Below are 23668 nucleotides of genomic sequence, written 5' to 3' on the forward strand. Positions count from 1 at the left end.
ACCATGACTATCCTGCAAGTCAGTGTGGCCCAAATCAACGCCCAGTTAGGCGATGTGAATGCCAATCTGAATACTCATCAGGATTACATAAAGCAAGCTGCGGCCTTGGGGTCGCAGCTATTGCTATTTCCTGAACTCTCCTTGACCGGATACCAGCTCCAATCTTCTGTGCGTGAAGTTGCCATGAAGCGTGATGATGCTCGGCTTAAAGAGCTTGCGCAACTTGCACCGCACATGTCCGTGATTGTCGGCTTTGTTGAACAGGCTGCTCCGGGAGAGTACTACAACGCGATGGCTTGGTTGCTCGGTGGTACGGTGGTTGCTGTGCATCGCAAAATCAATTTACCAACCTATGGTGGGCTTGAAGAGGGCAAGTGGTTTCATTCTGGTGACGCAACCACCAGCGTTTCTCTTGATGATAATTGGCGAGGCTCGGTTTTAATTTGTGCCGATTTATGGAGTCCACCTTTGGTTCATTGCGCGCTACTCGATAAGCCTGAAATCTTGCTCGCGCCGATCAATTCGGCCAGCAGTATTGTCAGTAAAGATTTTTCCAATGAAGACAACTGGTTAGTTAACGTTAAATTTTATGCGGTGCTCTACGGAACTCCAGTTTTGATGGCCAACCGTTACGGGCCAGAGGGCGAAGCGTGGTTTTGGGGAGGAAGCTGTATTTTGTCTGCAACGGGTGAGCTATTGGCGCAGGCAGAAGACGGTGAAACCTTGATAACTGCAACCTTGTCATTGGACGATATTGATAAAGCCAGATTCGAGCTGCCTACCATGCGAGACAGCAATACACCATTGATCACAACACTATTGTCGAAGGCAAAACGCTAAAACTGGAGCAGTAGACGATGCAATCTATTCATCGATTTATTCACGAATTAACCTTTGAACAGCTTCCCGCTGACGTTATTGAACAAGCGAAATATTGCGTCTTGGATTTGTTAGGTGTCGCCGCAGCTGGTAAAGCGACGCAGCTGCAAAACATGGTAGCCAAACTCGCGCAGAAGCAGTTTGCCGGTGATACGCCGATGCTGTTTTCTGATCACACGGCTAGTGGTTGTGGGGCAACTCTATATGGCGGCATGTTGATTGACAGTATGGACGCGCACGACGGCCAAGTCCTGACGAAAGGCCATGTTGGCGTCGCTGTTTTGCCGGGGCTGCTCGCCAGTATGCATGAGTTAGCAGTTACGGGAGAAGAGTTATTAACGTCCCTCGTCATTGGCTACGAAATAGCAACTCGCGCCGGAATCGCGCTGCATCAAACCGCTTGTGATTATCATACTTCTGGTGCTTGGAATGCGTTGGGTGTCGCCGCGGTGTCTGCAAGAAGAAAAGGCTTAACGGAGGCACAAACAGAGCATGCGCTCGGCATTGCCGAGTTCTATGGCCCGCGCAGCCAAATGATGCGTTGTATTGAACATCCAACCATGCTCAAAGACGGCTCTGGCTGGGGAGCGATGGCGGGCTTTGCCAGTGCAGAGCTGGCAGAAGAGGGCTTTACTGGCGCGCCAGCCGTGACTCTGCTGGACCAACAAACTCACGCTTTGTGGGCAGATTTAGGGCAGCGTTGGTATATCCTGGAGCAATACTTTAAACCGTATCCGGTTTGTCGTTGGGCTCAACCCGCGGTTGAAGCAGTGAGAGCGCTGCAACAAGAAAATAAACTAGAACCTGATGAGATTGAACTTATCGAAGTTCATAGCTTTCATCAGGCGGTGTGCCTGCATACCAAACGCCCAGAGACAACCGAGCAGGCTCAGTACAGTTTGCCATTTTCAGTCGCGAGTGCGGTCATGAATAATACGGTCACGGTAGAAGCCGTTACCAAAGGACTGAAAGATCCTGCTCGCTTGGCAATTACGGAGCGGATGAAGTTAATTGAAGAGCCTGCTTACAATGATAAGTTTCCAGCCGAACGCTGGGCGCATGTCGTGGTGACGTTGAAAAATGGCGACAAACTGACTTCGCCTCCCTGTATTGCGCGAGGTAATCCAGAAAATCCGCTCAGTCGAGACGAGATGCGAGGTAAGTTTCGCATTTTGGCAGAGAAAGAATTGTCCGCTTCACGCGTGTCAGCGATAGAAGAGGGATGTTTGCAACTTGATAAAGCCAGTAAAGAGCAGATACTTGCTTGGCTATCACTGCTTTACCAAGGCACGTTGTCTGATAAGTCGTCTGACACGTTGCCTGGCACGTCAATATGAGATCGAAGAGATCGAACTTCTTTTCTCTTACTCAATCTTAAGTTAAACGTCGCTCTTCACGCGGCGTTTTTTCATAGCGTTTTTTGTAGCAGCGCGCAAAATACGATGTAGAACTGAACCCACAAGCGGTACTGATTTGAGTAATGGACAACATGGTTTGCAACAACAAATGTTGAGCGCGCTCTAGGCGCAGTTGAAGGTAGTAATTGCCTGGTTTGTCTTGCAAGTATTGTAAAAATAACCTTTCCATCTGCCTGACCGATAATCCTACTTGTTCGCCAATTTCATAGCATTTTAGCGGTTCTTCCATGTTGGCCTCCATGATCTCTACAGCGTCGAGTAGGCGCGGGTGGCGGATGTTGTGCTTACGGATTAACGACATCCGCTGTTTATCATGCGCTGGTCGAATCGCAGGGTGAATGCATTGCTCCGCCACTTGATTCGCCAAGTCACTCCCATGTTGGTTTGTAATTAAATGAAGCATCATATCCAAACCGGCTAGGCCGCCCGAACAAGTTGGTGTACGTGGGTCGAATTCGTACAACTCACTGGTCACGTTAATGTTTGGAAACTCCTCTGCCAGGCTGTTGGCGGACTCCCAATGCACCGTACACGTCTTGTTTTTTAATAGCCCAGCTTTTGCTAACAACACGCTGCCTGTCGAAGTCGAGCCCACGGCGATGCCTTGACGAAGCGCTTGCTTTAACCACTGATTCACCGAGCCACTCGCAGCAGCAACATGGGCGCCAATACCTGCCACAACTAGAAGCAAGTCTAAATGAGCAATGTTGTTGACTGACTGTGTTGGCGAGAATGAAACGCCATTACTGGCCGATACTTCTTTATCTTCGAATCCATAAATATCCCACTGATACAAATCGCAACCAGCGAGGCGGTTGGCCATTCGAAGAGGTTCGATAACTGCCGAAAAAGAGAGCATCGAAAAATCAGGAATAAGGAAAAAACCAATGCGATACGTGTGTGTCGTTTTCATTCTCTGTAGTCACCAAGTGGGCAGTTCATCTATGTCGTATTTCTGGATAAGAATGTCGCAATTGTTAAATTATTGCTATCAAAATTCGAACATGATGTGACTTAAGACAAGGAGTTCTTTGTCGAGCATACACATTCATTTGGACGAGATAATTATGATTGAACAAAAAGCCCCAGTAATTAGTGATGGTCTACGCCTTGATGGCGCTTTCTTTACTGACGAGAACGTTAACAACCCAGACTTACCGATCGTTATTGTCTGCTCAGGCTTTACTGGGCAAAAAAATATTCACCCAGAGCGTTACGCGAGAGCCTTAACTGCGAAGGGCTTTACGGTATTCGGATTTGACTACCGTGGCTTTGGTGAATCTGAGGGCATTCGTGAGCGAGTTATTTTGGATGAACAAGTACGAGACATCGCGAACGCGGTTGCGGTTGTGAAACAGCGCGCTGACGAGGAAGGCCGCAAAGTCGTACTGGCTGGCTGGGGCATGGCGGGGGGATTAATTCTTGATGCTTACCGAGTTTGCCAAGATGCGATTGATGGCCTTATCTCCATGAACGGCTTTTATGATGCGGTACGTGTTCAGGTTGCTCAGCGTGGCGAGCACGGCTGGAAAGCGTTCCGTCAATTTATGTTAGAAGAGCGTACACGTCTTGCTCTTGGTGGAGAAAAGCAGGGTATTGATCCATTTGAAATCTACCCGCTTGATCCAGTAAGTCGCGAATATGTATTCACTGAACTGGTCAAAGCGCCGGGCTACGGCGTGACATCTGATCTGGATTTTGCGGATTCTCTCATCAATTTCAAACCGGAAGCTCTACTGGACGAGCGATTTGCAGACGCGCCAATCTTGATTGCGCACGGTGCAGAAAACGACCTTCACCCAGTGACCGAAGCAAAGTCGCTGTACGCGAAATACCCTGGGCCGAAATCTCTATTCTTACTGCCGGAAGGTGGTCACACCGAGTGGATGTTGGACGACGATCCTAAGTTTATTCAGTTCTCTGGCGTGATCGCAAACTGGTTGAGTGAGAACTTCAGTTAAGTCTTCAAGAGGTGCTGTCGTTGATGGCACCTCTACCTTTCTGACAGGATGATTTTCGATGAGCATAATTCCATTTTGTGAAGCGGCGGACCCATTTGTAAATAAACCAACAATCGCGATTCCTGAAGGCGCGGTTGATTGTCACGCCCACGTTTTTTCTTCACGTTATCCGTACTGTGAAACGCGAACCTACACACCACCTGATGCCAGCGTCGGCGCGTACCTGCATTTGCACCAGCAATTAGGCATCCGTCATGGCGTGCTGGTTCAGCCTAGTGTGTATGGCAATGACAACCAGTTGCATCTTGATACATTACGGTATTTACGCCAGCAAGGTTACGACTACAAAGGCGTCGCGGTCGTGGATGCGGATGTGTCCGAGCAAACGCTGGATGAGCTACAAGAAGCGGGATTTTGTGGGGTGCGGATGAATCTACTGTTTAAAGGTGGTATTGAGTGGCGTGATGTTGAACGTTTAGCGGCTCGCCTTGCAGAGCGACACTGGCACCTTCAATGCTTAATTGATGTTTCGCAGTTTGATGACTTATATCAGCGATTAAGGGCTTTACCCGTGCCCGTAGTGATTGATCATCTTGGACATATGCCAACAAACAAGCTTATTTCTCATCCTGGTTTTCAAACCTTATTGAAGCTTAAAGCTGAAGGCAAAGTGTGGACAAAACTGTCGGCACCGTATCGTTTGTCGCCTCAATCACCGCCTTATGATGACGTTTCTCCATTTGCTCAAGCTTTGTTAGAAGCGAATGAAGAGCAATGTGTCTGGGGATCGGATTGGCCTCATCCATGTTTTGCTGCTGAGATGCCAAATGATGGCCAGTTGTTAGATACCTTGTGGCACTGGACGCAAGATACGACACTGTTTGGCAAGATTCTGGTCGATAACCCCAAGCGCCTCTACCGCTTTTAACTCCGCATTTATGTTATGAACCTAAAAAGACAACCGTAAGGCACTGATTCAAATTATGCTTCCTGCACTTCCGTTACAGGTTTACTCTGATCCTTTGGTTATCAAGTTCTTTAACACCCTTAAACAGCTTGGTTTCAAGGGGGATACTGATGCTCGTTATACCACTCGATTGAGTATGGCGACTGACAACAGCGTCTACCAGCAACTTCCTTTGTCGGTCGTCTTTCCTGCCAACCATCATGATGTGGTAATACTTGGCAAGGTCAGTGCACGTGATGAATTTAAGCACCTGACCTTTTCGCCCAGAGGAGGCGGAACGGGCACCAACGGACAATCATTGAACTCGGGGATTGTGGTTGACCTGTCTCGCTACATGAATCGAGTGTTAGAGATTAACGAGCAGGAAGGCTGGGTGAGAGTGGAAACAGGGATAGTCAAAGATCAACTCAATGACATCGTTCGCCCTTATGGTTATTTCTTCTCGCCAGATCTGTCGACCAGCAACCGCGCAACATTAGGTGGGATGATTAATACCGATGCATCAGGCCAAGGCTCTTTGCAATATGGTAAAACCTCGGATCATGTGTTGGCACTCAAAGCCGTATTGGCGGATGGTTCGGTGCTCGATACCGAAGCAATTCAACAAAACAAATGGTTAAACAGTGATGCAGTATCGCGAGCGTTAAAAATTACGGAGGAAGTTTGTCGAGACAAGCGTCAACAGATTCTGGATAAGTTTCCTCCTCTGAATCGATTTCTTACTGGTTATGACCTAAAAAATGCCATAAACGACAAGAGTGAAGAGTTTGACGTCACGAGAATATTATGTGGCTCTGAAGGTACGTTAGCTTTTATCACTGAAGCCAAGCTCAATCTTACGCGAATACCTACCACGCGACGGTTAGTGAACGTTAAATACGATAGCTTTGATTCTGCATTGCGAAATGCTCCCTTGATGGTCGAAGCAGAGGCGCTATCGGTAGAGACGGTTGATGCAAAGGTGCTCAATCTTGCAAGAGAAGACATTGTCTGGCACTCGGTAAAACACGCGATCTCAGATGTACGGGGCAAAGAGATGCAAGGGATTAACTTTGTCGAGTTCGCAGGCAGTCACGACGATGATATTGAGAATAAAGTTGAACGTTTACTTTCAATTCTCGATAAAGAAATGGCTCACCGACGCAGTGGTATCATCGGTTATCAAGTCTGTCGCGAACCCCAAGACATCCAGGCCATTTATGGCATGCGCAAGAAAGCGGTCGGGCTGCTTGGCGCGACCAAAGGGCAGGCAAAACCGATTGCATTCGCGGAAGATACCTGTGTGCCGCCTGAAAATTTGGCGGACTTTATCGCGGAATTTCGTATGTTGCTAGACAGCAATAACCTGCATTATGGCATGTTTGGGCATGTGGATGCTGGCGTCCTTCACGTGCGTCCGGCGCTCGATATGTGTGACCCTGAGCAAGAAGCGTTGATGCATCAACTGTCCGATGATGTAGTCGCGCTGGTGGCAAAATACAATGGCTTAATGTGGGGAGAGCACGGTAAAGGATATCGCTCAGAATATGGACCAGCCTTCTTTGGTGATGAGCTCTTTACTGAATTAAGGCGTATTAAAGCGGCGTTTGACCCCGACAATAAAATGAATCCGGGGAAGATTTGCACACCACTGAATAGCGACGCTGAAATGGTAAAAGTCACAGCGACCAAGCGTGGCTACTATGATCGTCAGATCCCCTTAGAAGTCCGAGAGTCGCTTAAGCCCGTGCTGTCTTGCAATGGCAATGGGCTGTGTTTTAATTACGATGCTGATAGCCCAATGTGTCCATCATTTAAAGTAACAGCCGATCGTCGCCACTCTCCGAAAGGGAGGGCTGGGATAATGCGTGAATGGCTGCGTCGCCTTAATGACAGTGGCTTCGATTTGCTCGCTAACGAACAACAGCTTCTCAATCAAACATTATCGGTCAAGCTTTTGGCTCAGAAGCTGAGTCAACTGATATCTCGCCCCGCATTTGATGATTTATCGCATGAAGTTTATGAGGTGATGAACGGTTGTCTAGCGTGCAAAGCATGTGCGAGTCAGTGTCCTGTAAAAGTTGATGTGCCTGATTTTAGAGCACGTTTTTTACACCTCTATCACTCGCGTTATCGCAGACCTCTGCGCGACTATCTGGTGTCGAATATTGAGCAACTGCTGCCGATTATGGCAAAAGCTCCCAAGCTGGTTAATCAAATTGCATCTAGTAGGCCTGTTACGCAAGTATTAGAGACATCCATCGGTTTTGTTGATTCGCCAGTGCTATCGATCCCTACGTTGCAAAGTCGATGTCAGGCACTTGGCGTGAGCCCGTTCGACTTTGCGTATCTAGAATCGCTTTCCCCAGAAGTGAAGCAAAATTACGTCTTGATTGTTCAAGATCCATTTACCAGCTTTTATGAAGCCGAGTTGGTTGCGGACTTTATTCAGTTATTGCAGCGGTTAGGGAAACACCCTGTTGTTCTGCCTTTCAAACCCAATGGGAAAGCTCAACATGTAAAAGGTTTCCTTAAGGCATTCGCCAGAAATGCACAAAACACCTCGGATTTTCTCAACCAAGTTGCTGAGCTTGAAATTCCTATGATCGGTATCGATGCAGCCTTAGTGCTTTGTTATCGTGATGAATACCATCAGGTTCTAAAAGAAAAGCGGGGCGAATTTACAGTTTATACGGCTCATGAATGGCTGGTGGATACACTCAATGAATGGCCAGTCGTACGCGCATCGGATGAAGAGCCTTGGTATTTGATGGCGCATTGCACAGAAAAGACCAAAATACCGCAGACTGAGAAATCTTGGCAGTCTATTTTTCATCACTTTGGCTTAAAACTGCATGTGATACCTGCGGGATGTTGCGGTATGGCAGGGACATTCGGCCATGAAGTGGATAAGAAAAGTACGTCTGAAGCTATTTATCAACTGAGTTGGAAACCGAATATAAAGAACCTGCCCACTGAGCGTGTGTTAGCCACGGGGTATTCCTGTCGCAGTCAAGTTAAGCGTTTTGAAGGGCAGGTAGTTCGACATCCGGTCCAAGTTTTAGCCAGTTTGTTTAGTGCATAAGATGCTTAGGCAATTTAGTATACGAAAACGCTTGCCTTAAGACTTTACCTGCCTTTAATGTATCCGACCGCAGAACTTCAATCTGCGTAACAACAACACAGGAGAGAATCGGGCTTTCACTTTCGCTCGACAGAAACTCCTTTCAAATTGATACAACAGCGCAGCAAACTTCCCTTGCTGCGATACTGTGTTCCATATTTTGTGAGTACTTATGTTTAACTCAGAACGCAAAGCGACGGTTATTCTGGTTGCGACAACGATGATCGCGGCACTTGGTTGGATCTTTTCTAAGGAAACAATACAGGGCTTACCACCTTTTGGCTTTATCGGGGCGCGATTTACTATTGCATCGCTCTGTCTGTTGCCATTGTGCTATCGACCTTTTCTGAAAGCGAATTTGAGAGATGTGCTTTCTGCTGGTGGTGTCGGGCTCCTGTTAGGCAGTGCCGTTATGACATGGATTTACGCCATCTCCATCAGCGATACGCTCGGAGAAGGCGCATTTATCATGAGTCTCTCCATGCTATTTGTGCCTATTGTTGCGTGGGTTATGTTTCGTCAACGACCACAACGAATTTTCTGGCTTTCTTTGCCTATCGCGGTGTTAGGTCTAGCCTGTCTCTCTTTAGTTGGCGGCTGGAAGCAATCGGCCAGTCAATTTTGGTTTCTTGGGGCGGCACTGGTTCTTGCGCTTCATTTTAATGTGAACAGTAAATACTCTCAAAAATTACCTGTGTTGCTGCTTACTTGCGTGCAGCTTTTTTCTGCTGGTTGTTTAGGTTTGTTGGTTTCTTTCTTTATGGAGTCTTTTCCGGCAGAGGTTGACTCCTCCATTTGGTGGTGGTTCGCGTTGAGCACTTTGCTAGCGACGAGCTTGCGTTACGTAATGCAAACCATGGGGCAAAAATTTGTTCAGGCAGGTAATGCTGCCTTGATCATGATATTAGAGCCAGTTTGGACCGTCATTCTAAGCGTGCTGTGGTATGGCGAAGTGCTAACGGCAAATAAGCTAGTAGGCTGTGTGCTTATCTTATTCTCTCTTATTATTTATCGTACTGGCGGTCGATTTCGTTTGTCTATCCCTAGGTAGCTTCAAGAGGTTTGGGTAGGGAACAATTTAGGAGTGAAGCATGGCCAATACTGAGTATCAGGAATCACTAGACTTTTTAGATATTTTAAGTGTCTGTTTATACCGTTTAGGAATTAGCGTATTTGCCTTTGGACTTATCGCGATGACGATATCGGGTTTGCACCTTATTGAAGGTTCGGCATTTTATGATCGAAATGTGTTGCTGCTCATCGCCATTGCAGGCGTATTAACTGCAGCAAATATCCATGTCTACAGTAAAACTGTGCGTACTGTCATCAGCTGGTCAACTTGGGTGGGACTGCTCTTCATGGTGAGCGATCCAGACTTATCCCGCGTGTGGCTTTCTCTTGGTTTTGTCTTTGTCACTTTTTCCGGTGTGGCGCTGAAAGAATCCTTTTGTTTTAAAGTTCCAGGCTTGAAAGCGGTGCCAGTGCTACTTGTCATCGCAACCTTTGCGTTTTGTTTCGAAATACTGACGGTAGCGACTATTGCAACAGGGTTGTCTGGCTTAATTATGGGCTTCCTGTCTATATCAAAGTGGCGGATGCCACTTCATTTTGATATTGGTATCAAAGCAAACTACGAGGTTTAATAAACGCCTTAAGTTAGAGATGTCATACGGTTACGCAAAGCTAGCGATACTTTTGACGTGGGTTCTCGATTAAGCTCTTCGCTGATCATCCAGCCAGCTTTTGCTAACAGCTCCAAGTCGATCCCCGTTTCGATCCCTAATCCTTGGCATAAATACAGTACATCCTCCGTCGCGACATTCCCCGAGGCCCCATGAGCGTATGGGCATCCACCTAGCCCAGCTACACTACTGTCGATGGTATTGATGCCCATACTTAATGCTTGATGAATATTGGCGAGCGCTTGTCCCCATGTATCGTGGAAATGGACAGCAAGTTGGGGGAGAGGTGTAACCAACATGACGGCTTCCAGCATGGCTGCAATTCGATTTGGCGTGCCTGTGCCGATGGTGTCACCTAGAGACACCTCATAGCACCCTAAATCGATGAGGGATTTGGTCACGCTCGCCACCTGCCTAGGGTCTGTCGGACCGTCGTAAGGGCAATCGGCAACGCAGGATAGATAACCTCGAACAGGGATGCCGTGTTTGGTGGCTAATCGCATTACAGGCTCGAAGCGAGTTAAACTTTCTGCAATCGAGCAATTGATATTGTGTTGGCAGAATCCTTCTGATGATGAAGTGAAAATTGCGACCTGATTGGCACCAGCCTCCAAGGCTTGTTCGAAGCCTTTTAGGTTTGGTGTCAGGGCAGAATAAGTAACATGATTTCGCCTTGTTATTGCTTTCATGACCTCTGTTGAGTCCGCCATTTGTGGCACCCATTTGGGCGAAACAAAAGAGCCCGCCTCAATATGCGTTAGCCCAGTATCAGAGAGTAAGTTGATCAACCGGATTTTAGTCTGGGTCGCAACAGGAGATTCATTTTGCAACCCATCTCGTGGACCTACTTCGACAATATTTACTTTGGAAGGCAGCATTACTTGTCCTGTGATTTGGTGATCCAACTTGGGCTTCGTTTTTCAAAAAACGCTTGCAAGCCATCTTGGCCTTGTGGCGATACCCTAATGTCTGCAATGAGCTTGCTGGTATAGTGAATCAGTTGTTGATCGATCGGGTTTTGATGACATTGGTGACAGAGCGTTTTTGCTTTACGCATCGCATCTGGGCTATTTAGTAGTAACGTCTTGATCACGCTATCGACCGCACTTTCAAGTTGTTTGGCTTCTTTCACTTCGTGCACAATACCAAACCGTTCGGCATCCTCGGCTGAAATGACTTCACCACTTAAAATATAACGTCTGGCTTGTCGATTCCCCATCGCGCGCATGACGTAGGGTGCAATGGTTGCCGGAACTAAACCAAGCTTAACTTCACTTAAGCAAAAGTTAGCACATTGGCTCGCGATGGCGATATCACTGCAACAAATCAATCCCAGCGCGCCGCCGTAAGCGGAGCCTTGTACAACCGCGATGGTGGGTTGAGGGAACGAATCTAGTGTTTCCATGAGTCTTGCCAAGTTTTGGGCATCAACGAAATTATCTTGCCTCGTGCTATCGGCCATCGACTGCATCCAATTCAGGTCGGCCCCGGATGAAAAGTGCTTGCCGTTACTTTTTAATACCAAGCATCGCACATCCGTTCGTAAAGCGAGATAATCTAGGCGGTGGATCAGCAAGTCGATCGTACAAGCATCAAAAGCATTGTGCTTGGTTGTTCTGTTTAGAGTGATGGTCGCTACGCCATTGTCATCGACATGCCAAAGAACATCATCTTGTCTTTGGGCGTTGGGAATAATGCTTGGTTGCATTTCCTGCATACTTACTTCCTTAATTTATCTCTGGATATTTACATTCTGAAGACGCCAAACTCGCTATCAGGAATGGGGGCATTTAATGCTGCCGTTAGCGCTTGACTCAACACCTGACGCGTTTGTTTGGGGTCAATAATTCCGTCATCCCATAGCCGAGCGCTCGCAAAATAGGGATGTCCTTGTGTTTCATACAAGTCTATGATTGATTTTCTAAAAGTGTGTTCTTCTTGCTCTGACCACGCTTCCCCCTGGCGTTCCTTCGCGTCTTTTCGCACTTGTGTTAAGACGCCTGCCGCTTGTTCTCCGCCCATCACAGAAATACGCGCGTTCGGCCACATCCACATCATGGTTGGATCATAAGCTCGGCCGCACATGCCATAATTGCCAGCGCCGTACGACCCACCGATGATTACGGTAAACTTTGGTACGTCAGCACAAGCGACGGCCATCACCAGCTTGGCGCCATGTTTTGCGATGCCTTCTTCTTCCACCTTTTTCCCAACCATAAATCCGGTAATGTTTTGGAGAAAGAGAAGCGGTGTTTTCCGTTTGGCGCAAAGTTCAATAAAGTGCGCGCCTTTTTGTGCCGATTCAGAAAACAAGATGCCGTTGTTTGCCACAATGCCGATCAAGTGTCCGTGAACGCGAGTAAAGCCACACACTAACGTTCTGCCGTACAAGGCTTTGAATTCGTCGAAATCAGAATCATCGACGATGCGGGCGATGATTTCTCGGACGTCGAATGATAGTCGTAAGTTGGCATTCACGATTCCGTAGATTTCTTCAGCATCGTAGCGGGGAGGTAGCACGGTGTTTTCCGGCTTAATCGGTTTCGCTCTATTGGCATTGGCAATGGCTTCTCGGGCAAGCATTAGGGCATGCTCATCATTTTCAGCGTAATAATCAGCAACACCAGATTTACGACAATGCACGTCTGCACCGCCGAGCTCTTCACCCGTCACGACTTCGCCAGTGGCCGCTTTCACCAGAGGCGGTCCCGCCAAAAATATGGTGCCTTGCTCTTTGACCATAATGGACACATCCGCCATGGCAGGAACATATGCGCCCCCAGCAGTGCAAAGCCCCATCACAACAGCAACTTGAGGGATGCCTTTTGCTGACATCCTCGCTTGGTTAAAGAAAATGCGACCAAAGTGTTCTTTGTCGGGGAAGACGTCGGACTGATGAGGGAGATTTGCGCCACCGGAGTCCACCAAGTATACGCAGGGGAGTTGGCAACGTTGGGCTATCTCTTGCGCTCTAAGGTGTTTTTTTACCGTGAGTGGGTAGTAGGTTCCGCCTTTTACCGAAGCATCGTTGGCGATGACCATACATTGAATCCCCGCTATGAAACCAATGCCGGCGATAACGCCAGCGCAGGGGATGGATTCGTCATACACTTGCCAGGCGGCAAACTGGCTAATTTCAAGAAAATCAGTGTTGTCATCAAGCAAGCGCGCGATGCGTTCTCGGGCGGGGAGTTTTCCTTTTTGCCTCTGGTGCTGAATGGCTTTTTCACCGCCTCCCTGTTTGATGGTCTCGATGTGTTGATTCAGTTGAGTGACCAACGTTTCCATCGCAGCTTTATTGGAAAGAAATAACTCGTCAGTTGGCTTAGTTTTACTTTTGATAATGGCCATAATGACTTCCTTGTCGTATGTTCCTTTAGCGAGATTCTTCGAACAGTTCTCGGCCTATTAACATGCGGCGAATCTCTGAGGTACCCGCGCCGATTTCATAAAGCTTTGCATCACGTAGCAAACGACCAGCAGGGTATTCATTGATGTAGCCATTCCCACCGAGCAACTGTATTGCATCAAGTGCCATTTGTGTGGCGAGTTCTGCACTGTACAGAATCGCTCCTGCGGCATCTTTGCGTGTTGCGTTACCTCGATCACAAGCCGCTGCGACGGTATATACATACGCTTTTGCTGCACTCATTCGAGAGTACATATCGGCGAGCTTGCCCTGAACTAACTGAAACTCGCCAATGGATTTTCCGAACTGCTTTCGTTCATGTACGTACGGGACCACAATGTCCATGCAAGCTTGCATTATCCCGAGTGGTCCGGCAGCAAGGACGACGCGCTCGTAATCTAGTCCACTCATTAACACCTCGACGCCTTGATTCAGCTCGCCAAGAATATTCTCTTTCGGCACTACGCAATTGTTAAATACAAGTTCGCAAGTGTTCGAGCCCCTCATGCCTAGTTTGTCCAGCTTTTGAGCATGGCTGAAACCTTCGACGTTGCGTTCAACAATGAATGCGGTAATACCTCGTGAACCTGCGCTGACATCCGTTTTAGCGTAAAGCACCACTATGTCAGCGTCGGGACCGTTGGTGATCCACATTTTGTTGCCATTCAGTACAAAATGGTCGCCCTTGTTCTCCGCTTTCAGTTGCATGCTTATCACGTCTGAACCGGCATTGGGCTCGCTCATCGCTAGGGCGCCAACGTGCGTACCATCGATGAGTTTGGGAAGGTATTTCTTGCGTTGAGAAGGGGTGCCATTGCGAAAGATCTGATTGACGCACAGATTAGAATGAGCGCCGTAGCTTAAAGCGACGGAGGCAGAGGCACGGCTGATTTCTTCCATCGCCACAACGTGAGCGAGGTATCCCATGCCTGCACCACCAAATTCTTCATCGACGGTGACACCAAGTAACCCCATATCTCCAAACAAAGGCCACAAATGCTTCGGAAACTGGTTATCGCGGTCTATATCTGCGGCGATGGGAGCAATATGTTCCGTAGAAAAGGCATTAACGTGGTCTCGGAGCATATCGATGGTATCACCAAGTCCGAAATTCAGTGGGGCGTAGGTGCTTTTCATAACGTCTCCCGATATCAGAGGTAAGGTGGAAAAGCCGATTGCAGTGTCGCTATTTGAGTATAGCGGTTATGTCTCTTTGCTTTTGAGTGTTTGAATACAGCGTTCTTTAGCGGCATTCAACTCTGCCATTACGACGCTGATGTCATTGAGTTGCTGTTGTAGGACTGCTTGTTTCTCTTCAATGATATTGAGCATTTTCAATAACTGTCCTTCTGTTTGTTGCATGTCATAGAGCTCGAAAAGTTCACGAATTTCTGCCAGTGAAAAACCGAGCCGTTTCCCTCTCAAAATCAGTTTGAGACGAATTTTATCTCTGCGTTGATAAACGCGCATGTTGCCTTTTCGCTCTGGTTCAATCAGACCTACGTCCTCATAAAACCGGATACTGCGAGTGGTAATATCAAACTCCTTGGCGAGGTCACTGATCTTGTATTTTTCCATAACATACTTACCTCGAATAAAAATCCAGTTTCTGGAAATCGAACCTTCAACGGAAAGGCCGAACGCAAATTTTGAAAGATAAACGCCTACTTGGTGTGTTTTTTCATCTCATTGTAAAGGCTAGTGCTATGCTTACGTAAACGTCAAGAAATCGCAGTATGAAAGTTTGTCAGTGAGAAAGGGCGACAAAGACTGGCGTAGCACTTGGTAAGCAATGTCATGCAAGGGCGTTATCAGTCAGTCTAGTGTTCACATATACCTCAAGGGAATGCGAATCATGGAAAAAGACATCTGGATTGTCAGCGCGAAGAGAACGCCGATCGGGCGCTTTCAAGGAAAGTTGCAAACTTACTCCGCTCCTCAATTAGGTGCACTAGCGATAAAGGCTGCGACGCATGAAGTGAATGTGACATCTGTAGATGAAGTTTTTATGGGATGTGTGCTCCCTGCTGGTTGTGGGCAAGCCCCGGCGAGACAAGCGGCAATTGGTGCGGATTTACCCATGAGTGTAGGGTGCACGACTATCAATAAAGTGTGTGGTTCCGGCATGAAGAGCGTCATGTTGGCGCACGATCTTATCAAAGCTGGAACGATTCGAACGGCCATTGCTGGTGGTATGGAGAGTATGACCAATGCGCCGTATTTATTGAAAGAGGCGAGAAAGGGAATGCGCATGGGCCACCAGTCGACGTATGACCACATGTTTCTCGATGGACTGCAAGATGCGTACGAAGGGCACTTAATGGGTGTTTATGCTCAGCACGTCGCAGATAGGCTTAAGTTTACCAGAGAGCAAATGGACGAATGGGCAGTGATGTCGGCAAAACGTGCGTTGGAAGCTCAAGAACGAGGCTTATTTGCCGACGAGCTGTCACCGATTGAATTCAACACCAAGTCTGAACAAGGAACGCTGGATTACGATGAGCACCCGCGCTCGGTTGATCTGGATAAAATCCCTCAACTCAAACCTGCATTCGATAAAAAAGGCACGGTGACCGCTGCTAATTCGAGTGCGATTTCCGATGGCGCTGCAGCGCTTGTTCTAATGGATGAAGAGACTGCGATCCACCAAGGTCTTGAGCCACTCGCCGTTATCAAGTCTCACGCCACACACGCCAGAAAACCTGCTGAATATACTTTGGCTCCCGTTTATGCGATTGAACAGTTGTTGTCTCAATTGGATTGGTCAATTGACGAAGTGGATCTGTGGGAGATAAATGAAGCCTTTGCTGTCGTGACACAAATCGCGGTAGCAGAACTTGGGCTTGATATGAGTAAAGTCAATATTAAAGGCGGAGCGTGTGCACTGGGGCATCCGATAGGCGCAAGTGGCGCACGAATTCTGGTGACATTGATTCATAGTTTGCGTCAGCTACAAGCTTTAGGTACCGACGGTGATCTAGACGCCAAAAAAGTGATGCGAGGCGTTGCGTCACTTTGTATCGGTGGTGGAGAGGCAACGGCGATAGGCATTGAAATACCGCTTTAATTGAAATCAGAAAGGAGTAAATGATGACTCGTTTAGTTCCCTTGTTTATTGGTGGAGAGTTTCGTGAATCTCAAACTTCGGATTGGATCGAGGTGACCAATCCCGCCACTAATGATGTCATTGCGTACGTTCCCTGCTCAACGGACCACGAGATGGAAGCCGCCATTGATAATGCGAAAGAGACATTCCAATCCTGGAAGGAAGTGGCAGTATCCGAGCGTGCCAGAGTCATGCTTCGTTATCAGCACCTTCTCAAAGAACATCATGATGATCTTGCCACACTGCTTTCTCATGAAACGGGTAAGATTTTAGTGGATGCTAAAGGCGATGTGTGGCGAGGCATAGAGGTGGTTGAGCAGGCTGCAAACATTGCCAGCAATTTGATGGGCGAAACCGTCGAAAATGTTGCCACGGATATTGATAGTTACTCAATGATTCAGCCCCTAGGTGTGTGTTGCGGCATCACGCCGTTTAACTTTCCTGCCATGATTCCGTTGTGGATGTTCCCAATCGCTATCGCGGCGGGCAATACGTTTGTGCTTAAACCCTCCGAACAAGTGCCGTTGACCTCTATTCGTTTAGCCGAACTATTTGAGCAAGCTGGCGCGCCGAAAGGAGTGTTGCAAATCGTTCACGGTTGCAAAGACCAAGTCGACTTCCTACTGGCTCATCCTGACATTCGAGCGGTGTCATTTGTTGGCTCGGTTCCTGTTGCCCGTTATATCTACACCACGGGTACGAAACACTTTAAACGCGTTCAAGCTTTTGCTGGTGCTAAAAATCACATGGTGATCATGCCTGATGCGAACAAAGAACAAGTGGTGAATAACCTAGTGGGGGCCTCCGTTGGGGCAGCGGGGCAACGTTGTATGGCGATTTCTGTTGCGGTATTTGTCGGCGATTCAAAACAATGGATTACAGACCTCAAACAGGCAATGGCGAAAGTACACCCAGGGCCTTGGGACGATGAGCAAGCTGCTTATGGTCCTCTCATCAGTGAACAAGCCAAACAACGCGTATTAGACCTAATTGAAGATGGCAAACAACAAGGCGCAGTGTGTGAACTGGATGGCAGTCAGTGTGAAGTGGAAGGCTTTCCCGATGGAAACTGGATTGGCCCAACCTTGTTTAGCGGTGTAACAACGAATATGTCGATTTACACGCAAGAGATATTTGGCCCTGTTTTAGTTTGCATGGAAGTGGATACGTTACAAGAAGCCATTGAGTTAGTGAATCGCAACCCATACGGGAACGGCACTTCCATTTTTACGGCTAATGGCGCTGCTGCAAGAAAATATCAGCATGACATTCAAGTTGGTCAGGTCGGGATCAATGTGCCTATTCCGGTACCTTTGCCATTTTTCTCTTTTACAGGCTGGAGAGGCAGTTTCTATGGCGATTTGCATGCGTATGGTAAACAAGCGGTACGTTTTTATACCGAGACTAAAACGGTGACGGCACGTTGGTTTGATGACGATATTCCAACGGGGCCTAATCTGACCATCCAACTGCGCTGAGTGAATAGAAGGAGCTTTTATGGACTTTGAACTTAATGAAGATCAACGTGCATTTGCCGATACCGCTCAGCAATTTGCCGATGAGCGTTTAGCGCCGATGGCGGCGGAGTGGGATGAAAAACAGATCTTCCCCAAAGACGTATTGAGAGAGGCGGGAGAACTGGGGTTTCTCAGTCTCTACACTCCAGAAGCGCAAGGTGGCCTAGGGCTGAGTCGCATAGATGCGTCAATTATCTTTGAACAACTGGCCATGGGATGTACGTCCACTACGGCGTTTATGACGATTCACAACATGGTCAGTTGGATGATAGCCAGTTTTGCTAACGATGAAACCAAAACGCAGTTCTGCCCGAAGTTAGTTACGGGGGAATGGTTAGGCTCCTATTGCTTAACCGAGCCCAACGCAGGATCAGACGCCGCTGCACTGACCACTTCCGCTACAAAAAAGGGAGATAAGTATGTCCTCAACGGTGGCAAAACCTTTATCTCTGGCGCAGGAGAGACAGATGTTTTGGTCGTGATGGCGAGAACCGGAGAAGCGGGGGCCAAAGGCGTGTCTGCATTTGTTGTTCCTGCTCAAACAGATGGTATCAGCTATGGGCGCAAAGAACCCAAAATGGGTTGGAACAGCCAACCAACACGAGCGGTTACTTTTGAAAATGTCGTTATTCCAGCTAGCCATTTACTGGGCGAAGAAGGGCAAGGTTTTGTCTTTGCGATGAAAGGGCTTGATGGAGGGCGTATAAACATTGCGACCTGCTCCGTCGGTACGGCTCAACAGGCCCTTAATCAGGCGACACGGTACATTCAAGAACGTAAGCAGTTCGGCAAGCCGCTTGCGCAGTTTCAAGCCTTACAATTCAAATTGGCAGACATGGCGACAGAGCTAGTGGCTGCGCGGCAGTTGGTGCGCTATGCCGCCAGTAAGCTCGACCGAAATGACCCAGATGCCACTGCTTATTGCGCGATGGCAAAACGGTTCGCAACCGATGTGGGCTTTCATGTTTGCGACCAAGCGCTGCAGCTTTATGGCGGCTATGGTTATATCAAAGAGTATCCAATGGAACGTCATTTCAGAGATGTGCGTGTGCATCAAATTCTGGAGGGAACGAACGAAATTATGCGTTTAATCATCGCGCGCCGTTTGCTCTCTGAGGAGTCGACCTTGCTGTAGCGAAGTATTGGATTTGTTCATTGAGAAAGGATTCATATATGCCATTAACCCAAGAAGCCATTCAACATACGATCGCTAATCACGTTGCGGTGGTGACGATGAACAACCCGCCAGCCAATACGTGGACAGCAGAGAGCCTCAAGGCACTGAAGTCGCTGATACTCACACTTAACGATGATAAGCAGGTCTACGCACTGGTTTTAACCGGCAGTGGAGAAAAGTTTTTCTCTGCTGGTGCGGATCTCAAGCTATTTTCTGATGGTGACAAAGCGGTTGCGTTAGACATGGCGCGATGCTTTGGTGAAGCGTTTGAAACACTCTCGGAATTCCGTGGTGTTTCCATTGCCGCCATTAATGGTTACGCCATGGGCGGAGGTTTAGAAGTGGCATTAGCTTGTGATATTCGAGTAGTTGAAGAGCAAGCGGTACTTGCTTTACCTGAAGCCAAAGTCGGACTTTTGCCCTGCGCTGGCGGTACCCAAAACCTCACAGCGTTAGTAGGAGAAGGCTGGGCAAAGCGCATCATTTTATGTGGAGAACAAGTTAGCGCTGACAAAGCAAAAGAACTAGGCTTGGCTGAGGAGTTGGTTCCCAAAGGCGAAGCGTTAAGTAAAGCGTTGGAGCTTGCTGAATCTGTTGCGAACCAGTCACCATCTTCTGTCGCCGCATGTAAGGCGCTCATTCAAAATATGCGCTCTGCGCCACTTAAGCACGGCTTAATGAAAGAGCGAGAGTTGTTTCTGAATCTTTTTGATACGGAAGATCAAGTTGAGGGTGTTCGCGCCTTTTTAGAAAAACGCCCACCGCAATGGAAAAACCGATAGGAGGCCACATGGCAGGGATGGTAACCATCAGTGAAATAGAGTGCTTAGATGGCGTGCACCGCATTGGTATCGCAACGTTAGACAACACCGCTTCATTGAATGCATTGACGTATGACATGTTGGTCCAACTCAACGATCAGCTTATCAAGTGGCAAGATGATCCGCATGTGACTTGTGTGGTACTAACCGGCGCTGGAGAAAAAGCATTCTGCGCTGGTGGCGATGTTCGAGCTATGTATCACGTCATGCATAACGAGAGTAAAGAAAAAATCGTAGAGTTCTGTACGGACTATTTCTCGTTGGAGTATGAGTGTGACTATCTTATCCACACTTACAACAAACCTATTATCGGCTGGGGAGAAGGTATTGTCATGGGTGGTGGGATGGGGCTTTTTATGGGAACCAGCCATAAAGTTGTGACAACAACATCACGCCTTGCTATGCCAGAAATCAATATCGGACTGTATCCTGATGTGGGAGGTACGTGGTTTTTAAGCCAGATAGATCCGCAAGTGGGTTTATTCCTCGGATTGACAGGTTCAATGGTGAATTCAAGTGACGCTGTCACTATTGGTTTGGCCGATTGGTTACTGTTGGAAGAGCAGTATCCCACCTTACTGGATGAGCTAAAGCGGCTCCAGTGGGGCAAAGAAGATGCGAAAGAGTTGGTAACTGCGCTACTACAATTAATGGAAGAACAGGTTATTGATAGCAAACCAACCACGCAAATTTGTCCATACTTAGATCAGATAGAGGAAGCGTGCAAAGGCTTTGATCTTAATGCAATAGCACAGCGAATCATGGCTATCGAAGGGAACAGTCAGTGGATAGAAAACGCGAAACAAACGTTCGCCGCGGGCAGTCCAATCACCGCGCATATTTGCTTCAGACAAGTGAAAGAATACCACAGCTTACCGCTTGCAGATTGCTTCCGCTTGGAGCTGAGTTTATCGGTTCGCAGCGCCTTATTAGGTGAGTTTAAAGAGGGCGTCCGTTCTCGGCTTATTGACCGGGATGGCGAACCTAACTGGATGTTTAACAGTGTCAGTGAAGTCGATGAAGATGTCATCGATACCTTGTTTACCTCACTTTGGGCGGATGACGAACATCCGCTTGCTGATTTGGGTGAACAAACACTAGGTCAATAAGGAGAATGATCATGAGTACCATCGCATTTATCGGTTTAGGAAGAATGGGGCATCCGATGGCGCAAAACTTATTAGCGTCTGGATTTAATGTGCAAGTATTCGATGTCGATAGCGAAGCGGCAAAGCAACTTGCACCTTTTGGTGCGGTGGTGGCGAGCTCTATCGAGGAAGTCGTGGATGGCGCAAGCACAGTCATCACGATGCTACCAGCAGGTTCTCACGTTCGTTCCGTGTATCTTGGCGACTTACACGGCGGTGTAGGTGTCCTCAATCTTGTCTCGCCAAGTACCTTGATGATTGATTGTTCAACCATTGATCCGGACTCTGCGCGATTAGTCGCCAATGAAGCGGCAAATAAACGCGTGCTGTTTGTCGACGCGCCCGTTTCGGGTGGTGTTGCCGGCGCTAAAGCGGCGACATTAACCTTTATTGTTGGTGGCTCGGATGAAGCGTTTTCTAAAGCCAATGCCATTTTGCAGTACATGGGAAAAAATGTTTTCCATGCCGGTAAAGCGGGCGATGGTCAAATGGCGAAAATCTGTAACAACCTTATGCTTGGCATTTTAATGTCTGGTACGTGCGAGGCGCTAAATCTAGGTATCGATCATGGGCTCGATCCAAAAGTGTTATCAAACATCATGCTTCAAAGCTCTGGCCGAAATTGGGCATTGGAGCTTTACAACCCTTGCCCTGGCGTGATGGACAGTGCACCAGCCAGCAACGATTACCAACCGGGCTTTATGAGCAAACTCATGTTGAAAGATCTCGGTTTGGGGTTAGATGCGGCGTTACAAACACACTCTTCGGTTCCGATGGGCTCACTGGCGCGTAATTTATATTCTTTCCACAACGCGAGCGGCCACGGCGAGCTCGACTTCTCAAGCTTGTTTGAGTTTTACAAGAGTAAGAAGGGCTAGACTGAGTTTTGCTACAAAGCCGTCTGAAATGGTGAAGTAAAACTCATCATTTCGGACCTCCTAAACAGGCTTGAAATAGGGAACATTATTAGCGACGGAGTGCAGTAACTATGGATATTAAAAATAGTGTCATTGCCATTACAGGTGCAGGGCAGGGACTTGGGCAAATGATGGCAATTACGCTTGCTCAAGCCGGTGCAGATTTAGCGTTATTAGATGTAAACGCTAGCGGCTTAATGGAAACACAAGAGCAGTGCCGAATGCTGAGCGCAAAAGCGTTGACTTATCAAGTGGATGTAACGAGCGAAATCGATGTTGAAAACACGTTTGAAGCGGTTATCCAAGATTTTGGCCAACTCAATGGGCTAGTCAATAACGCTGGCGTGCTAAGAGATGGGTTACTTGTAAAATCAAAAGACGGCGTGATCAGTAAGATGTCTTTGGATCAATTCAATTTGGTCATGAACGTCAACGTTACGGGGACATTTTTGTGTGGGCGTGAAGCTGCCGTCAAGATGATTGAGAGCGGTTCACAAGGCGTTATCATCAATATTTCTAGTGTCGCGAGAGCAGGGAATATCGGTCAAACCAATTATTCTGCATCTAAAGCGGCGGTCGCAACCATGGCAACAACGTGGGCCCGTGAGTTAGCAAGATACGGTATCCGCGCGGCGGCGATTGCACCAGGTGTGGTACATACCGCGATGGCAGAGCAAATGAAACCAGAAGCCATAGAACGGCTAGAAAAGATGATCCCAATTGGAAGGATGGGTGAAACAAGTGAAATCGCGCATGCAGTAAAATACATTCTTGAGAGTGATTACTTTACTGGCAGAGTTTTAGAAGTGGATGGAGGCATTCGTATGTAAAGCTCTAGGGTTAGGTCCCACAGACCGGAATGACAAGCTTCTTTCCCTTTCAGCATTTCCTATTTTTCCGAGAGCCAGTTCTGGGTAACGTAAGTGTTTATTACTCATATTTGGATTCGCCCTGCGAATGGTTTGCCAAAAGTAAATAATGAGAAGTAAATACCACTCAAATACTAAGTGAAATCATTAATTTGATGTTGATCACAATTTTCCACTTTTAATTTCCCCTTCGTACTCAAGCTATCTATGTAAATGCAGTTGATAGTCAGTCTCATCAAAATGAATTTGCAACTGTCTGTTTCAAAAGACATTAACTTTGAAGCACGTGAAGTTCGTGTTGAGGTTAATGTCCTATTGAAAGAGTGTGAGTTTCATTAATGGAAGGTTAGTTTCCAGTTGTGGCTAATGAGCTTTAACTTTTTACTCCTCATAATGCGCCAAATGTAACATTGTGTTTCAAAGTGTAACAATAAACTCACACTAATAGTGTGGTTTTGATCTCCACTCAATTCCGTTTTGTTTCGCTCTGATCCCGACGTTACTCATGCTCAACACATAAACATTCTAATGACTATAACAACTGGTTCTTAGCTTGATACCAATCGTAGCAAGTAATTGTTCATTCTAGCTGGTTAAGATGCTTGATAACGGCGCTGAAAAATTTGTAAGTAGAATAAATACTTATCAAAATTTTTGCCTTTTTATCAAACATTCCCCTGCGCTGTTTCTGAGC

20 protein-coding genes are annotated in these 23668 nt (G+C 47.4%); 14 read left to right on the forward strand and 6 right to left on the reverse strand.

What is annotated here, in order from left to right; genetic code table 11:
• Positions 1–3: 3 nt before the first annotated feature.
• Both B7360_RS12445 and B7360_RS12450 read left to right on the forward strand, forming a co-directional pair.
• A complete protein-coding gene (locus tag B7360_RS12445; protein ID WP_085343625.1) occupies positions 4–840 on the forward strand; it encodes a nitrilase-related carbon-nitrogen hydrolase in 837 nt (278 codons plus the stop codon).
• Positions 841–857: 17 nt separating this feature from the next.
• The gene (locus tag B7360_RS12450) at positions 858–2216 is read left to right on the forward strand and encodes an MmgE/PrpD family protein (protein ID WP_085343626.1); all 1359 of its coding nucleotides are present in this window, start codon (positions 858–860) and stop codon (positions 2214–2216) included.
• A gap of 37 nt (positions 2217–2253) precedes the next feature.
• Here B7360_RS12450 and B7360_RS12455 read toward each other — a convergent pair whose 3' ends face one another.
• The gene (locus B7360_RS12455; protein WP_085343627.1) at positions 2254–3210 is read right to left on the reverse strand and encodes a GlxA family transcriptional regulator; all 957 of its coding nucleotides are present in this window, start codon (positions 3208–3210) and stop codon (positions 2254–2256) included.
• A 154-nt stretch (positions 3211–3364) separates the two neighbouring features.
• Between B7360_RS12455 and B7360_RS12460 the strand changes: the two genes are divergently transcribed.
• From B7360_RS12460 to B7360_RS12480, 5 genes are all read left to right on the forward strand, one after another.
• Positions 3365–4258 (forward strand): alpha/beta hydrolase, encoded by an 894-nt coding sequence (locus B7360_RS12460; protein ID WP_005375755.1) that lies wholly within the window; start codon positions 3365–3367, stop codon positions 4256–4258.
• 58 nt (positions 4259–4316) lie between these two features.
• Positions 4317–5186 (forward strand): amidohydrolase, encoded by an 870-nt coding sequence (locus tag B7360_RS12465; RefSeq protein WP_085343628.1) that lies wholly within the window; start codon positions 4317–4319, stop codon positions 5184–5186.
• Between the two features lie 55 nt (positions 5187–5241).
• Positions 5242–8289: an FAD-binding and (Fe-S)-binding domain-containing protein gene (locus tag B7360_RS12470; RefSeq protein WP_085343629.1), complete on the forward strand. Its 3048-nt coding sequence runs from the start codon at positions 5242–5244 to the stop codon at positions 8287–8289.
• A 211-nt stretch (positions 8290–8500) separates the two neighbouring features.
• Positions 8501–9379: a DMT family transporter gene (locus tag B7360_RS12475; protein WP_054868211.1), complete on the forward strand. Its 879-nt coding sequence runs from the start codon at positions 8501–8503 to the stop codon at positions 9377–9379.
• A gap of 40 nt (positions 9380–9419) precedes the next feature.
• Complete coding sequence (locus B7360_RS12480; RefSeq protein ID WP_085343630.1) at positions 9420–9971, forward strand: DUF2301 domain-containing membrane protein; 552 nt, start codon at positions 9420–9422, stop codon at positions 9969–9971.
• 8 nt (positions 9972–9979) lie between these two features.
• On the opposite strand, the gene B7360_RS12485 is transcribed toward B7360_RS12480, so the two are convergent.
• From B7360_RS12485 to B7360_RS12505, 5 genes are all read right to left on the reverse strand, one after another.
• The gene (locus tag B7360_RS12485) at positions 9980–10888 is read right to left on the reverse strand and encodes a hydroxymethylglutaryl-CoA lyase (protein ID WP_085343631.1); all 909 of its coding nucleotides are present in this window, start codon (positions 10886–10888) and stop codon (positions 9980–9982) included.
• Entirely contained in the window at positions 10888–11727 is an 840-nt protein-coding gene (locus tag B7360_RS12490) for an enoyl-CoA hydratase-related protein (protein WP_085343632.1), read from the reverse strand. The genes B7360_RS12485 and B7360_RS12490 overlap by 1 nt, the downstream gene beginning before the upstream one ends.
• A 29-nt stretch (positions 11728–11756) precedes the next feature.
• A complete protein-coding gene (locus tag B7360_RS12495) occupies positions 11757–13361 on the reverse strand; it encodes a carboxyl transferase domain-containing protein (RefSeq protein ID WP_085343633.1) in 1605 nt (534 codons plus the stop codon).
• 25 nt (positions 13362–13386) lie between these two features.
• The gene (locus B7360_RS12500; RefSeq protein ID WP_085343634.1) at positions 13387–14556 is read right to left on the reverse strand and encodes an isovaleryl-CoA dehydrogenase; all 1170 of its coding nucleotides are present in this window, start codon (positions 14554–14556) and stop codon (positions 13387–13389) included.
• Between the two features lie 66 nt (positions 14557–14622).
• Positions 14623–14997 (reverse strand): MerR family DNA-binding transcriptional regulator, encoded by a 375-nt coding sequence (locus tag B7360_RS12505; protein WP_012842485.1) that lies wholly within the window; start codon positions 14995–14997, stop codon positions 14623–14625.
• Positions 14998–15274: 277 nt separating this feature from the next.
• Here B7360_RS12505 and B7360_RS12510 point away from each other — a divergent pair, with 277 nt between their 5' ends.
• The 7 genes from B7360_RS12510 (at position 15275) to B7360_RS12540 (ending at position 22935) form a co-directional block, all read left to right on the forward strand.
• Positions 15275–16486: a thiolase family protein gene (locus B7360_RS12510; protein ID WP_085343635.1), complete on the forward strand. Its 1212-nt coding sequence runs from the start codon at positions 15275–15277 to the stop codon at positions 16484–16486.
• Between the two features lie 23 nt (positions 16487–16509).
• Positions 16510–18003 carry a CoA-acylating methylmalonate-semialdehyde dehydrogenase gene (locus B7360_RS12515; protein WP_085343636.1) on the forward strand — a complete coding sequence of 498 codons (1494 nt, stop codon included), beginning with the start codon at positions 16510–16512 and terminating at the stop codon, positions 18001–18003.
• A 19-nt stretch (positions 18004–18022) separates the two neighbouring features.
• Complete coding sequence (locus B7360_RS12520) at positions 18023–19177, forward strand: acyl-CoA dehydrogenase family protein (RefSeq protein WP_085343637.1); 1155 nt, start codon at positions 18023–18025, stop codon at positions 19175–19177.
• 38 nt (positions 19178–19215) lie between these two features.
• Positions 19216–20001, forward strand: a complete 786-nt coding sequence (locus tag B7360_RS12525) for an enoyl-CoA hydratase (protein ID WP_006742441.1) — start codon at positions 19216–19218, stop codon at positions 19999–20001.
• Positions 20002–20009: 8 nt separating this feature from the next.
• Complete coding sequence (locus B7360_RS12530; protein WP_085343638.1) at positions 20010–21149, forward strand: enoyl-CoA hydratase/isomerase family protein; 1140 nt, start codon at positions 20010–20012, stop codon at positions 21147–21149.
• 11 nt (positions 21150–21160) lie between these two features.
• Positions 21161–22066: a 3-hydroxyisobutyrate dehydrogenase gene (gene mmsB / locus B7360_RS12535; RefSeq protein WP_005390978.1), complete on the forward strand. Its 906-nt coding sequence runs from the start codon at positions 21161–21163 to the stop codon at positions 22064–22066.
• Between the two features lie 110 nt (positions 22067–22176).
• Positions 22177–22935 carry an SDR family oxidoreductase gene (locus B7360_RS12540; RefSeq protein WP_005390975.1) on the forward strand — a complete coding sequence of 253 codons (759 nt, stop codon included), beginning with the start codon at positions 22177–22179 and terminating at the stop codon, positions 22933–22935.
• Positions 22936–23668: the final 733 nt, after the last annotated feature.

It is taken from the genome of Vibrio sp. ArtGut-C1 (assembly GCF_002105475.1).
Lineage (GTDB): Bacteria > Pseudomonadota > Gammaproteobacteria > Enterobacterales > Vibrionaceae > Vibrio > Vibrio diabolicus.